The organism is Nocardioides sp. (assembly GCF_036503465.1).
Lineage (GTDB): Bacteria > Actinomycetota > Actinomycetes > Propionibacteriales > Nocardioidaceae > Nocardioides.
The window spans coordinates 71,836-85,012 of record NZ_DASXWU010000060.1; the positions used below are offsets into that span (position 1 = coordinate 71,836).

Sequence of the window (13,177 nt, forward strand, 5' to 3'; positions counted from 1 at the left end):
CCGAGCGGGGGCGCCTCACATTTTGCGGCCAGATCGCATCTCTGCTGAGAATCCGACGGCGTTCCGGACATTTCCCGAAAGATTCACCGGGATTCGCGTCATGAGCGGCCGGCCCGGCCGTTTCTCTGTCACCGAGGCACGATCGGCCGATCACTGTCACGGAACAGCCCACTCGACCGGGGGGACGAGCAGGCTGAGGGGGTTCCGCTATCGCCCGGGGGGACGGCAGCCGGCGCCACAGCCCTCGCTCGCAGCGCGAGCGAGGGCGCCTCACATTTCGCCTCGCATTTCGCCGGCATTCCGGGGTGCGACGATCAGCCCGGCTTGACGGCGTGCACGCGCTCCATCACGCCGGCCCGGCGCCGAACGGTCTCCACCACCTCGAAGCCCGCCGCCCTGATCAACGGCAGCGGACGCCGGGTGAAGTGCTCACCGGCCATCCGGATGCTGACCCGCTCGGTGAGCCACTGTGCCGCGAAGATCGGGGGCCACGTGCTGCGGACATGGTCGAGCAGGAGCAGCCGGCCGCCCGGCACCAGGGCACGCTTCATCTCGACGATCGCGGCCGCGGGATCCGGGATGGTGCACAAGGACATCTCGCAGACCACGGAGTCGTACGACGCGTCCTCGACGGGTAGCGCCTCCGCGTCGCCCTCGCGCAGGTCGACCGGCAACCCACGCTCCTCCGCTCGACGGCGTGCGATCTCCAGCATCTCCGGGCTGAGGTCGATCCCGGTCAGGCTGTTCGCGGCGAGGTAGTAGCGGATGCTTCGGCCGGTGCCGATGGCCACCTCCAGCACCCGACCCGTGGCGCGCTCGCCCACCCACTCGCGATCGCCGGGTCCCATCAACCGCTCGACGAAGTCGAGCTGCCGGTCGTAGCTCGGGGCCGCCTTGTCCCAGACCCGTCGCTGCTTCTCGGTTTCCGTCTCGCCCGGATGTCGCATGTGCTCATCCTGCCGAAAGCTGGGCGCGGGGCGGAGGCGCCGCTCGCTGCGAACGCCCCGCCCCGGCTGTGCCGGGGCGAGGCGTCCTCGCTCGGGTGCGCGAGGGGGGAGTTGAACCCCCACGCCCTTTCGGGCACACGGACCTGAACCGTGCGCGTCTGCCTATTCCGCCACTCGCGCCTGAAGCGCGCCAAGGCTATCCCAGGCCGCTGACGGCGCCCAAACCCCGAGCGCGACCCGCTGGGCCTGCGACGCCCGACCTTCAGCGAGGAGGTCACCACCGCGTCGTCCCGCCACGGCTTGCCGGGTCGGGCCGTCATGGCCCGGCTTGGCTAGCATCGGCGACAACCCGACCACACTCGGGCCTCGTCCCACCGGGGCGGGAGGGCCGGCGGCCCATCGGATCACCGGATGCGCGAACCACGGGGCTGTGAGATGCGGAGAGGAGGTACGGCGTGAGCGTGCTGCAGAAGTTCGAGCAGCGGCTCGAGGCGCTGGTCTCCGGGGCCTTCGCCCGTGCCTTCCGCAGCGCGGTGCAGCCGGTCGAGATCGCGGCGGCTCTCCAGCGCGAGTGCGACAACAACACCCAGATCCTGTCCCGGCAGCGACGGATGGTCCCCAACGACTTCCACGTCGAGCTGTCGCAGCCCGACATGGACCGGCTGTCGCCCTACGACTCGGCGCTGGTCAAGGAGCTCACCGGCCAGCTCCAGGAGCACGCCGAGAAGCAGAGCTACGTGTTCGCCGGCCCGGTGACGATCGCCTTCGACACCGCCGACGACCTCACCATCGGCCGGTTCCGGGTGCGCAGCCAGGCGCACGCCTCGGTCGTCAGCAATGCCACGATCACCCAGGTACGCCGGGCGCGGGCGTTCCTCGACGTCAACGGCACCCGCCACCCGCTCCAGCCGCCCGGCCTCGTCGTCGGGCGCGGCACCGAGGCCGACCTGCGCATCAACGACCCGGGCGTCAGCAGGCGGCACGTCGAGTTCACGGTCAACGAGGCCGGCGGCCGGGTCACCATCACCGTGCAGGACCTCGGCTCGACCAACGGCATGCTCGTCGACGGCCACCGGATCACCAGCGCGGGTCTGCAGGACGGCTCGGAGGTCAGGATCGGCCGGACCACGATGACCGTGCGCGTGGAGGAGGACGACGCCGATGTCTGAGCTCACGCTGTTCCTGATCAAGATCTCCTACCTGGCGATCCTGTGGATCTTCGTGCTCTCCGCCATCTCGGTGGTCCGCTCCGACATGTTCGGCGCCCGGATGCCCGCCACCCCTCGCGAGGCCGCGGCGCCCAAGGCGCGCCGGCAGCCCAAGCAGAAGGCCCGCAAGGGGTCGCCCACCCACGTCCTCGTCGTCGACGGCGCCAACAAGGGCGAACGCGCCGACCTCTCCCAGGCGCCGATCCTGATCGGTCGCGGTGCGGACGCCGCGATCCGGCTGGACGACGACTACGTCTCCACGCGCCACGCCCGGATAGCCGCGAGTGGCGACCAGTGGTTCGTCGAGGACCTCGGCTCGACCAACGGCACCTACATCGGCAGCGCCCGCATCACCCAGCCGACCACCCTCACCCTCGGCACCCAGGTCCGCATCGGCAAGACCTTGCTGGAGCTGCGCAAGTGAGGTTCCGACTGCAGTACGCCGCGATCTCCGACGTCGGGCGCGTACGCAAGGACAACCAGGACGCCGGGTACGCCGGACCCTGGCTCCTCTCGATCTGCGACGGCGTCGGCGGCGCCGCCCGGGGCGACCTCGCCTCGAGCACCGCCATCGGCCAGCTCCGCCGGCTCGACGAGCCACCGGGCGACGACCACGACACGGAGCACCGGCTGGAGCTGGTCGCCGGCGCCCTGCACCGTGCTTCGGACAGGATCGGCGACCTGATCGACGAGGAGCCGGCGCTCAGCGGCACGAGCACCACCGCCACGGTCGCGCTCTTCGACGGCGTGACCCTGGCGATGGGCCACGTCGGCGACAGCCGTGCCTACCTCTTCCGGGCCCGCGAGATCAGCCAGCTCACCACCGACCACACGTTCGTGCAGAGCTTGATCGACGAAGGCCGGATCAGCGAGGAGGATGCTCGCACCCACCCCCACCGCAACCTGATCCTCAAGGCCCTCGACGGCGTCCACGACGTCGACCCCGACCTGTTCACCGTCGAGCTCGCCGAGTCCGACCGCATCCTGCTCTGCAGCGACGGGGCGTCCGGCTCCCTCGACAACCGCCGGCTCGCCGACATCCTGTCGACGGGCTCCCCCGACTTCGCCGCCGTCGAGCTGGTCCGCGCCAGCCTCGAGGCCGGCAGCACCGACAACGTCACCTGCATCGTCGCCGACGTCCTCCCCGCCGACGGCACGGAGCCACCGGCGCCGATGGTGGTCGGCTCGGCCGCCGAGCTGAAGCGCAGGCCTCGCACCGGTACGTCGTTCTTCCGCGGCCACCGCTCGGGCGACACCGGCGAGATGGAGCCGGTCGCGGCCGAGATCATCGACGACCTGCCCCCCGGCGTACCGTTCGCGATCGACACCGACCCGGAGGCCGCCCGCTACGCACCCCGTGCGCCACGCCACCGTCCCTGGCTACGCCGCGGCCTGCTCCTGCTCGGGCTGATCGGCATCGCCTGGATGGCGGCGGCCGCCGGGTGGAGCTACAGCCAGCACCAGTACTACGTCGGTGAGCAGGACGGGGTCGTCACCATCTTCCGCGGCGTGCAGGCCGACGTCCCCGGCATCCAGCTGTCCCACGCCTACGAGACGACCAACGTGAAGGTCTCCCAGCTCGACCCCTACAGCGCCCGCTCCGTGGAGTCCGGGATCGGCGCCGGCAGCCTCGACGAGGCCGAGCGCACCGTGCAGCACCTCGCCGCCAACCGGTCGTCGACGGGCGGTGGCTGAGATGGCGCAGCCTTCCGGGGCGTTGATGCACTTCGTACACCGCCGCCGGCGGGGGGCGGAGCTGTTCCTGCTCATCCTGGCCCTCCTCGTCGGCGTCGGCGCATACGCCGCCGTCGGCCTCGGCGTGAAGGGGAAGGTGCCCGCCGACATCGTGTCGTACGGCGGCTGGCTCGCGGTCCTGATCATCACGGCGCACATCGCCGTCCGGATGGTCGCGCCGTACGCCGACCCGGTCCTGCTCCCGATCGTGGCCGCTCTCAACGGCCTCGGCCTGGCCGTGATCCACCGGATCGACCTCGCGCGCGACCACAACCTGGCCCGGCAGCAGCTGATCTGGATGACCATCGGGGTCGTGCTGTTCGTCGGCACCCTGGTGCTGCTGCGCGACCACCGCGTGCTCCAGCGGTTCACCTACACCTCCGGCCTGGCCGCGATCGTGCTCCTGCTGCTGCCGATGGCGCCGGGCATCGGCAAGACCGTCAACGGTGCCCGGATCTGGATCCACCTGGGCTCGATGAGCTTCCAGCCCGGCGAGGTCGCCAAGGTGCTGCTGGTGGTGACCTTCGCCGGCTACCTCGTCCTCCATCGCGACGCCCTCGCTCTCGCAGGGCGACGCGTGGCGATGATCGACCTGCCCCGCGGCCGCGACCTCGGGCCGATCCTGGCGATGTGGGTGGTCAGCCTCGGGATCCTGGTCTTCCAGCACGACCTCGGCTCCAGCCTGCTGTTCTTCGGCCTCTTCCTGATCATGCTGTACGTCGCCACCGAGCGCGCCGGCTGGCTGGTCGTCGGCGCCACCTTGTTCGTGGTCGGCTCCTACCTCACGTACCTGTTCATCGCCCACGTGCGCGAGCGGTTCCAGCTGTTCTCCGACGTCTGGGCCCACTACGGGCCCGGCACGGACGACCTCGGGCGCCAGAGTGTGGAGACCATGTTCGGGATGGCCTGGGGCGGGCTGATCGGGCGTGGGCTCGGTCAGGGCGCACCCTGGCGCATCCCGTTCGCGGAGAGCGACTTCATCTTCGGCGCGATCGGCGAGGAGCTCGGTCTCACCGGCTCGATCGCGGTGATCCTGCTCTACGGCCTGATCGTCGAGCGTGCGCTGCGTGCCGCCCTGATCAGCCGCGACGACATCGGCAAGCTGCTGGCGACCGGCTTGGGCGGTGCCCTCGCGATCCAGGTGTTCGTGGTCGTCGGCGGGGTCACCCACCTGATCCCGCTGACCGGCCTGACCACGCCGTTCCTCTCGTACGGCGGGTCGTCGCTGGTGGCGAACTGGGTGATCGTCGCGATCCTGCTGCGCATCTCCGACGCCGCGAGACGCCCCCTGCCCGACCTGTCCACGCCCGACGACGCCGACATGGAGTCGACGCAAGTGGTGAAGCTGCAGTGAACAAACCGATCCGGACGGTCTCGATCTTCTGCCTGCTGCTGTTCCTGGCGCTGGCGGTCAACGCGACGTACCTGCAGTACTACCACGCCAACGCGCTCGACGACCGCACCGACAACGGCCGGGTGGCGACCGCGACGTTCTCCCGCGAGCGCGGGGCGATCATGGTCGGTGGCACCGCGATCGCCGAGAGCGTGCCGACCAAGGACCAGTACAAGTACCAGCGCGTCTACCACAAGCCGTTCCTGTACGCCCCGATCACCGGCTGGTACACGTTCGGCAACGAGACCGGCATGGAACGCGCACAGAACTCCTTCCTGTCCGGCGAGGACGACTCGCTGTTCGTCAACCGCCTCGTCGACCTGGTCAACGGCAGTTCGACCAAGGGCGGCAACGTCCTGCTCACGATCGACCCGGCGGCGCAGAAGGCGGCGTATGACGGCCTGCGCAAGCTGGGCGCGGACGTGCAGGGGGCGGTCGTCGCGCTCCAGCCGAACACCGGGAAGATCCTGGCGATGGTGTCGCTGCCGACCTACGACCCCAACAAGCTGGCCGACCACGACTTCAAGAAGGCCAACGCCTACGCCAGCAAGCTGTCCAAGATGAAGTCGCAGCCGCTGCTCAACCGCGCGATCCAGACCACCCTGGCGCCCGGGTCGACGTTCAAGGTGGTCACCGCGAGCGCGGCGGTCGGCACCGGGAGGTACAACGCCAACACCCTGATGCCGGCCGGCGACACCTACACGCTTCCGCAGTCGCACAGCGTCGTGCACAACGACGTCCTGAGCGGCTGCAGCAACAGCAAGATCCCGCTGATCCAGGCGCTGGAGTTCTCCTGCAACACGGCGTTCGCGCCGCTCGCGGTCAAGGTCGGCGCGAGCGCGATGCACCAGCAGGCCGAGGGCTTCGGCTTCAACCAGCGCTACCTCGACTCCGACCAGCTGCCCGGGCAGGCGGTCTCGCAGTACCCCGCCGGCGAGGACGCGCCCGGCACCGCGCTCTCGGGCTTCGGCCAGGACTCGGTGACGGCGACGCCGCTGCAGATGGCGATGGTCACCGCCGGCATCGCCAACCACGGCGTGGTGATGAAGCCCTACCTCGTCGACTCCCAGCAGTCGCCGACCAGCTTCGAGACGCTCAAGCAGTTCCCGAGCACCCAGCTCTCCCAGGCGACGTCGTCGTCCACCGCCAGCGAGATCACCCGGATGATGGTGGCCACGGTGCAGAGCGGGACCGCGACACCGGCGGCGATCCCGGGCATCCAGGTCGCCGGCAAGACCGGCACCGCGCAGAGCGGGCTGACGAACCCCGACGGCAGCGAGGTGCCGCCGTACGCGTGGTTCATCGGGTTCGCACCCGCCCAGTCGCCGAAGGTCGCGGTCGCCGTGATGCTCCAGCACGTCGATCAGCCGACCGACGAGATCCACGGCGGCACCCTCGGCGGCCCGATCGCCAAGGCGGTCATGGAGGCGGTGCTGAACCCCCATGGCTGACCACACACCCCGCCCCTCGGCGTTCGCCGACGCCCGCGGGCGCTACCGCCTGGACTCCCGGATCGCCACGGGGGGCATGGGCGAGGTCTGGCGCGGCACCGACACCGTCCTCGACCGGCCGGTCGCGGTGAAGCTGCTCAAGCAGGAGCACGCCGACGACCCGGTCTTCCGGTCGCGGTTCGAGACCGAGGCCCAGCACGCCGCCGGGCTCCACCACCCCGGGGTGGCGCAGGTCTTCGACTTCGGCAGCGGCGAGTCGCGTGGCGAATCCGGTGGCGAGTCGAGCGACGAGGGTGGCACCGGGGATCACGCGCCGTTCCTGGTGATGGAGTACGTCGAGGGCAGGCCGCTGTCGGCCGTGCTGCGGCCCGGCCAGCCGATGGACCCGTCCGCCGCGGCCCGCCTGGTCGCCGCAACCGCCGACGCCCTCGGTGCTGCCCACGCCCAGGGCATCGTCCATCGCGACGTGAAGCCCGCGAACATCCTGGTCACCGACGACCGGCAGGTGAAGATCACCGACTTCGGCATCGCCCGGGCTGCCGACTCCGTCGCCCTGACCCGGACCGGCGAGGTGCTCGGCACGCCGCAGTACATCTCCCCCGAGCAGGCCGAGGGCCGGCCGGCGACACCCGCCTCCGACGTCTACGCGCTCGGCGCGGTCGCCTACGAGTGCCTGGTCGGACAGCGCCCGTTCCAGGCCGACACCCCGGTGGCCACCGCGATCGCCCACCTGCGGCAGCCGGTGCCGGAGCTGCCGAGCACCGTCCCGCCCGCCCTCGCGGCCGTCGTACGACGGGCGTTGGCGAAGGCGCCCGAGGAGCGGTACGCCGACGGGGCGGCGTTCGCCGCAGCCGTGCGCCGGGCGATCGAGTCGCCGGAAGATTCGGACGCGGGGGCCACCAAGGTGATGCCTGCCCCGGTCGCCGCCGAGGTGGCGGGCGGAGCGGAAGCGGGTGCCGCGGTCGGCGCGACGGCGGCCGCGGAGGCCTCGACACCGATGTCACGGGCGCGGCGGGTGCCGATGCCGGTGTGGGCCGCCGCCGGGGTGCTGGTGCTGGTGGTGGCGATCGCCGCGCTCGCCAGCCTCGCGACCGGCGGCGACCCGTCGCCCCCGGGCACCGACACGACCAGCCACACGCCCACGTTCCGCCACTCGACGCCCTCGGTCTCGCGGACGCCGGCTTCCAGCCCGACGTCCCGTCCGGTGTCGAGCCCCACCGAGCAGGGCAACCACGGCAACGGGAACGGCCACCGCAAGGGCCACAAGCACGGGAAGGGCCACCAGTGAGTCCCGACAGCAGATCCGACGGCCACTTCGAGGCCTCCGAGGCGCAGTCGCTGATCGGCGGCCGCTACGCGCTCGGCGAGCTCCTCGGTCGCGGCGGCATGGCGGAGGTCCGCAAGGGGACCGACACCCGGCTCGGCCGCACGGTCGCGATCAAGCGCCTGCGCACCGACCTCGCCAGCGACGTCACCTTCCAGGCCAGGTTCCGGCGCGAGGCGCAGAGCGCGGCCTCCCTCAACCACCCGGCGATCGTCGCCGTCTACGACACCGGCGAGGTCCCCGCGAGCGACGGCTCGGGGATCTCCCAGCCCTACATCGTGATGGAGTACGTCGCCGGGCGCACCCTGCGCGACATCCTCCGTGAGGGCCGCAAGATCCTGCCCGAGCGCGCCCTGGAGATCGCCAGCGGGGTGCTCTCCGCGCTCGACTACAGCCACCGGGCGGGGATCATCCATCGCGACATCAAGCCGGGCAACGTGATGCTCACCCCGGCGGGCGACGTGAAGGTGATGGACTTCGGGATCGCCCGGGCGATCTCCGACGCGTCGAGCACGATGACACAGACCGCCGCCGTGGTCGGCACCGCGCAGTACCTCTCACCCGAGCAGGCACGCGGCGAGGCCGTCGACTCGCGCTCGGACGTCTACTCCGCCGGCTGCCTGCTCTACGAGCTGCTGACCGGCCGTCCGCCGTTCGTCGGGGACTCGCCGGTGGCCGTGGCCTATCAGCACGTCCGCGAGCAGGCGGCGCCGCCGTCCGACCACGACACCGAGCTGCCGCCCGAGGTGGACGCCATCGTGATGAAGTCGCTGGCGAAGCGGGTGGAGGACCGTTACCAGTCGGCCGCGGCGATGCGTGGTGACATCGAGCGGTACCTCGCCGGCCATCCGGTGCACGTCGCGCCGCCCCCGCCGCCGGTGCTGCCACCGCCGACGATCGCGGATCCCACGACCGTCGTGACCCCCGTGCCACCGCCGCAGGAGGAGTACGACGAGCACGACCGCGGCACCCGGCCGGGTCTGCTGGTGTTCCTCGCGCTCCTGCTCGTGATCGTGCTCGGCCTCGCGGCGTACCTGCTGCCGAAGATGTTCGCCAGCCCGACCGACCAGGTGCAGGTACCACGACTCGCCGGCCTGAGCGACAACCAGGCACGGGCCAAGATCTCCGACGCGGGTCTCGACGTGGGCACGGTGAACCGCGACTACAGCAGCAAGGTCGCGGCCAACCACGTGATCTCCCAGGACCCGGCGGCCGACGAGTTCGTCGACAAGAACTCGACGGTGAACTACACGCTCTCCCTGGGGACGCATCCCACCAAGGTCCCGAACATCGTCGGTGACTCGCGCACCGATGCACAGTCGGAGCTGCAGAGCGCCCACCTCAACGGGGTCTTCAAGAAGGTCGACTCCGACCAGCCCCAGGGCACCGTCGTGAGCACGGATCCGCCGGTCGGCACCCAGGTGGCGCGCAACTCGGACGTGACGGTCAGCATCAGCCGAGGTCCACAGGCGGTGCCGGACGTCGTCGGGATGTCCGAGGACGACGCGGTGCAGAAGCTCAAGGACCTCGGGTTCGACCCACGGGTCAGCGACGACGCGAGCTCGACGCAGCCCAAGGGCACCGTCACCGGTCAGACTCCGCCCGCAGGCACGCACCTGCAACAGGGGTCGCCGGTGTTCATCACGGTGTCGACGTTCGAGCCGACGACGCCGCCTACGTCGTCACCCACCACGGAGCCGACCTCGCCGCCGACGAGCCTGCCGACCAGCCCGCCGCCGTCGTCCTGAGAGCCGGATCAGCTGCCGGAGCCGCTCGGCGGCAGGACCTTGGCGTACTGGAAGTCGGTCAGCCCGTCGTACGCCGGAGCCGTGACCTTGTCCGCGACCTGCTCGTCCCAGCCGACGGCGATGTCGGGGTCGGCGGCGTCGGCACGGTAGACCTGCAGGTAGGCGTCGTTCGCGATGGCGTTGGTCAGGGCTGTGACGTCGCCGACCGCCTGGATGCGGTAGGGCTGGCTGTAGGGCACGCCCTGGAGCTGCACGGAGTTGCCGATGCAGCGGATGCCGGTCGTGCTGACCACGCGCTGCCCCTGGATGGTGACCGCCTCGGCGCCCGCCTTCCACATCGCGTTGACCACGGCCTGGATGTCCTGCTGGTGCACGAGCAGCAGGTTGGGGTTGTCCACCGTGTCGGGGGTGTCCTGCCCTGTGCTCTGCGGCGCGTCCGAGAGCGTGATCGTGATCCCCGGACCGGTCACCGGGAGCAACCCGGCGGGGTCCTTCAGCACCGACACCTGGTGGTTGAACCGGCGGACCTGGCGGTCGTTGACGGTGCCGCTGAGCAGGTTCACCTGCTCGTTGAGGTCGGCCACCCGCTGCTTGAGACCGGCGACCCGGCTGGCGTCGTACTGCACCATCGAGGCGAGGTCGGTGAAGCGGCCCGGACGGAGGTCGGTGCCCTCGCTGCTGTGAGCGCTCACCACGAACAGGGCCCCGCTGAGCAGCCCGACCACGGGCGTCGCCACACGCCAGGCCAGGGCTCGGTGGGGTCGCGGCAGCATGCCGACTAAGGTATCCCGCGACCTGGAAGGGACGCCCGGACGGCGTCGCGTTGCGTGAAGGAGGCCTGCGTGGCCAAGCTCAAGGCCAAGCAGTTCGTCGACCCCGACCGCGGACCGGTGCTCAGCGTCCGGTTCGCGATCACGGTCGTGCTGATGCTCCTCGGCATCGCCTGGATCGTCTTCTACTACCTGGCCGTCCGGCCCGACCCGAACGCGATCCCGGCCGCCGAGCCCGGCGGCCCGTCGTTCATGGGCGACATGGAGAAGTGGAACTACGCCGTCGGCTTCGGGCTGTTCTTCATCGGCCTGCTGGCGTCGGCCCACCCCGCCACCCCGCTCGGCCGGGGCCGCGGGGTCGTCGTCGGGATGCTGGCCTGCTTCGTGCTCGGGCTGCTGTGGATCTGTACCTTCTATGTGCTCTCCGGCGACAACCTGCACAAGGTCGCGGTCTTCAACGACCTCGACCAGTGGAACCTCGTGGTGGGGATCGCCTTCATGGCCGTGGGCTTCTCGTTCGCCACCAGGTGGGAGTGACTCAGCCGATTCGTCCACACCTGTGCAATCGTCTGTGGATAATCACATCCTTGTAGTTCTCCCCAGGGTCATCCACACCTGGGGACAGCCCGGACCATGGGGTGGGACGGTCAGGTGAGGGCTGCCGTGCGGAGCAGGAACACCAGGGCCACCAGGATCGCGACACCGGCGAAGCCCGCCGCCTGCCACGTCGTACGGCGCTCCCGCGGCGCGTAGACGAGCACCCCGGCGAGCACGAGGCCGCCGAGGAAGCCGCCGACGTGGCCCTGCCAGGAGATTCCCGACGCGAAGAATGTCAGGGCGGCGTTGATCCCGATCCACACCATCAGCTGACTGACGTCGGCCCGCGCCTTGCGGGCGACCACCAGCAGCGCCGCCATCAGCCCGAAGATCGCCCCCGAGGCGCCCAGGGTGGGCGCGGACTGGTCGGAGAGCAGGTAGACCACGGCCGAGCCGACAAACCCGGACAGCAGGTAGAGCAGGAGGAAGCGCGCCCGCCCCAGCACCAGCTCGAGCTGCGGGCCGAGGATCCACAGGGCGAGCATGTTGAAGCCGATGTGCAGGACCGAGACGTGGGTGAACATCGAGGTCAGCGGCTGCCACCAGTCCCCGGCCGCGACACCGACCCATGAGCCGTCGGGCGCCCTTGCGCAGTCAGCAGCGCTGGTCAAGCCGGGGTAGACGTTGCCCGGATGGTCGGTCGCCACACAGGCACCCCGCGGGATCAGTGCCAGCCGGTAGACCCACTCGCTGTTGTTCCCGCCCGTGGCCATGATCAGCGCCCAGACGCCGGCGTTGAGCGCGATCAGGACCTTCGAGACCAGCCCGAAGGTGCCGGGCCGGATGCCGCCGTACGGCGTGCGGCCCTGGCGCGTCGTACGCCGTCCGTCGGCCACGCAGTCGGGGCACTGGAACCCCACGGAGGCGTCGCGCATGCAGTCGGGACAGATCGGTTTCCCGCACCGTTGACAGCGGATGTAGGTCTCGCGGTCGCGGTGCCGGTAGCACGTCGGGACGCCGGCGGGGTTCTCCGCCGGCGTCGCCGGCCCGGTGCCGGACCCGTCGGCGGCGCTCAGGAGCCCCGGACCTCGACGGACTCGATGACCACGGGCTCCACCGGGCGGTCGCCCTGACCGGTCGCCGTCGTCGCGATCGTGTCGACCACGTCGCGCGAGGGCTGGTCGGCGACCTCGCCGAAGATCGTGTGCTTGAAGTTCAGCCAGGTGGTCGGGGCCACGGTGATGAAGAACTGCGAGCCGTTCGTGCCCGGGCCGGCGTTGGCCATCGCCAGCAGGTAGGGCTTGTCGAAGGTGAGCTCCGGGTGGGGCTCGTCCTTGAAGGTGTAGCCCGGCCCGCCGGTGCCACTGCCGAGCGGGCAGCCGCCCTGGATCATGAACCCGTCGATGACCCGGTGGAACGTGAGGCCGTCGTAGTAGCGCTGGCCGCTGCGGCCGGCGTCGTCGCGGTACTCCTTGGTGCCCTCGGCGAGACCGACGAAGTTGCCGACGGTCTCGGGAGCGTGGTTCGGGAACAGGTTGATCGTGATGTCGCCCCGGTTGGTCTTCAGGACGGCCTGCTGGTCAGCCATGTCTGCCTCTCGCGTGGTGGTGCTGGTGCTGCCGATCCTCCCATGGTCGACAACCCTGCGGTGGAGACGGCCCTGGTGGGTACGTGGAGGATGGTGGTGGGATAGCGAACGAGACGAACGGAAGGATCCCCCTATGCGTATCCGCCGGAAGAAGACGGTCCTGGAGCAGGCCGCCGACTACGTCGAAGCGGCCCTGGACACCGCGGTCGAGAAGGCCGGCCCCATCCTCGCCGAGGCCCGTGACCAGGCCGGTCCGGCGATCGCCGACGCCCGGAGCAAGGCCGCCCCGCTGCTGGCCCAGAGCGCGGCGATCGCGTCCGAGCGCGCCGCCGCGGCGGTCGAGCTGGCAGCCGACAAGGCCGCCACCGGTCGCGACCTGGCCGCGGCCAAGGCCGCCGAGCTGCGCGGACAGCCGAAGAAGAAGCACCGCCTGCGCAAGCTGCTGGTGTTCTCCGGCCTGGCCGCGCTGCTCGGGTT

The 13,177-nt window shown here is 70.7% G+C and carries 13 protein-coding genes and 1 tRNA gene; 9 read left to right on the plus strand and 5 right to left on the minus strand.

All coding sequences use genetic code 11. From position 1 onward, the window contains the following. Positions 1–314: 314 nt before the first annotated feature. Both VGK78_RS12275 and VGK78_RS12280 read right to left on the minus strand, forming a co-directional pair. Positions 315–947 carry a class I SAM-dependent methyltransferase gene (locus VGK78_RS12275; protein ID WP_331527929.1) on the minus strand — a complete coding sequence of 211 codons (633 nt, stop codon included), beginning with the start codon at positions 945–947 and terminating at the stop codon, positions 315–317. A 96-nt stretch (positions 948–1,043) separates the two neighbouring features. Continuing rightward, positions 1,044–1,127, minus strand: a tRNA-Leu gene (locus tag VGK78_RS12280). Between the two features lie 275 nt (positions 1,128–1,402). On the opposite strand from VGK78_RS12280, the gene VGK78_RS12285 reads away from it, so the two are divergent. From VGK78_RS12285 to pknB, 7 genes are read left to right on the plus strand one after another with little or no spacing between them, the layout of a single operon-like run. Beyond that, complete coding sequence (locus VGK78_RS12285) at positions 1,403–2,116, plus strand: DUF3662 and FHA domain-containing protein (RefSeq protein WP_331527930.1); 714 nt, start codon at positions 1,403–1,405, stop codon at positions 2,114–2,116. After that, positions 2,109–2,579, plus strand: coding sequence for an FHA domain-containing protein FhaB/FipA (locus VGK78_RS12290; protein ID WP_331527931.1), 471 nt, complete (start codon positions 2,109–2,111; stop codon positions 2,577–2,579). Before VGK78_RS12285 ends, VGK78_RS12290 begins: the two co-directional genes overlap by 8 nt. After that, positions 2,576–3,850 carry a PP2C family protein-serine/threonine phosphatase gene (locus VGK78_RS12295; protein ID WP_331527932.1) on the plus strand — a complete coding sequence of 425 codons (1,275 nt, stop codon included), beginning with the start codon at positions 2,576–2,578 and terminating at the stop codon, positions 3,848–3,850. Before VGK78_RS12290 ends, VGK78_RS12295 begins: the two co-directional genes overlap by 4 nt. A gap of 1 nt (position 3,851) precedes the next feature. After that, a complete protein-coding gene (locus VGK78_RS12300; RefSeq protein ID WP_331527933.1) occupies positions 3,852–5,243 on the plus strand; it encodes an FtsW/RodA/SpoVE family cell cycle protein in 1,392 nt (463 codons plus the stop codon). After that, positions 5,240–6,733 carry a peptidoglycan D,D-transpeptidase FtsI family protein gene (locus VGK78_RS12305; protein WP_331527934.1) on the plus strand — a complete coding sequence of 498 codons (1,494 nt, stop codon included), beginning with the start codon at positions 5,240–5,242 and terminating at the stop codon, positions 6,731–6,733. Before VGK78_RS12300 ends, VGK78_RS12305 begins: the two co-directional genes overlap by 4 nt. Further along, a complete protein-coding gene (locus tag VGK78_RS12310) occupies positions 6,726–8,021 on the plus strand; it encodes a serine/threonine-protein kinase (protein ID WP_331527935.1) in 1,296 nt (431 codons plus the stop codon). The genes VGK78_RS12305 and VGK78_RS12310 overlap by 8 nt, the downstream gene beginning before the upstream one ends. Beyond that, a complete protein-coding gene (pknB, locus tag VGK78_RS12315; RefSeq protein ID WP_331527936.1) occupies positions 8,018–9,805 on the plus strand; it encodes a Stk1 family PASTA domain-containing Ser/Thr kinase in 1,788 nt (595 codons plus the stop codon). Before VGK78_RS12310 ends, pknB begins: the two co-directional genes overlap by 4 nt. An 8-nt stretch (positions 9,806–9,813) precedes the next feature. Here the strand turns inward: pknB and VGK78_RS12320 are convergent, their stop codons facing one another. Next, complete coding sequence (locus VGK78_RS12320; protein ID WP_331527937.1) at positions 9,814–10,578, minus strand: DUF881 domain-containing protein; 765 nt, start codon at positions 10,576–10,578, stop codon at positions 9,814–9,816. 69 nt (positions 10,579–10,647) lie between these two features. Between VGK78_RS12320 and VGK78_RS12325 the strand changes: the two genes are divergently transcribed. Beyond that, entirely contained in the window at positions 10,648–11,112 is a 465-nt protein-coding gene (locus tag VGK78_RS12325) for a cell division protein CrgA (RefSeq protein WP_331527938.1), read from the plus strand. A 110-nt stretch (positions 11,113–11,222) separates the two neighbouring features. Here the strand turns inward: VGK78_RS12325 and VGK78_RS12330 are convergent, their stop codons facing one another. Then, a complete protein-coding gene (locus VGK78_RS12330; RefSeq protein ID WP_331527939.1) occupies positions 11,223–12,047 on the minus strand; it encodes a rhomboid family intramembrane serine protease in 825 nt (274 codons plus the stop codon). A 137-nt stretch (positions 12,048–12,184) separates the two neighbouring features. Then, positions 12,185–12,700 carry a peptidylprolyl isomerase gene (locus VGK78_RS12335; protein ID WP_331527940.1) on the minus strand — a complete coding sequence of 172 codons (516 nt, stop codon included), beginning with the start codon at positions 12,698–12,700 and terminating at the stop codon, positions 12,185–12,187. Between the two features lie 133 nt (positions 12,701–12,833). On the opposite strand from VGK78_RS12335, the gene VGK78_RS12340 reads away from it, so the two are divergent. Beyond that, the coding region (locus VGK78_RS12340) for a hypothetical protein (protein WP_331527941.1) at positions 12,834–13,177 on the plus strand (344 nt) is incomplete at its 3' end.

Excerpts from the sequence above, each read along its gene's own strand:
- VGK78_RS12275 (WP_331527929.1), bottom strand. The coding sequence starts at position 947 with ATGCGACATCCGGGCGAGACGGAAACCGAGAAGCAGCGACGGGTCTGG.
- VGK78_RS12290 (WP_331527931.1), top strand. The coding sequence starts at position 2,109 with ATGTCTGAGCTCACGCTGTTCCTGATCAAGATCTCCTACCTGGCGATC.
- VGK78_RS12300 (WP_331527933.1), top strand. The coding sequence starts at position 3,852 with ATGGCGCAGCCTTCCGGGGCGTTGATGCACTTCGTACACCGCCGCCGG.
- VGK78_RS12310 (WP_331527935.1), top strand. The coding sequence starts at position 6,726 with ATGGCTGACCACACACCCCGCCCCTCGGCGTTCGCCGACGCCCGCGGG.
- VGK78_RS12320 (WP_331527937.1), bottom strand. The coding sequence starts at position 10,578 with ATGCTGCCGCGACCCCACCGAGCCCTGGCCTGGCGTGTGGCGACGCCC.
- VGK78_RS12330 (WP_331527939.1), bottom strand. The coding sequence starts at position 12,047 with ATGCGCGACGCCTCCGTGGGGTTCCAGTGCCCCGACTGCGTGGCCGAC.
- VGK78_RS12335 (WP_331527940.1), bottom strand. The coding sequence starts at position 12,700 with ATGGCTGACCAGCAGGCCGTCCTGAAGACCAACCGGGGCGACATCACG.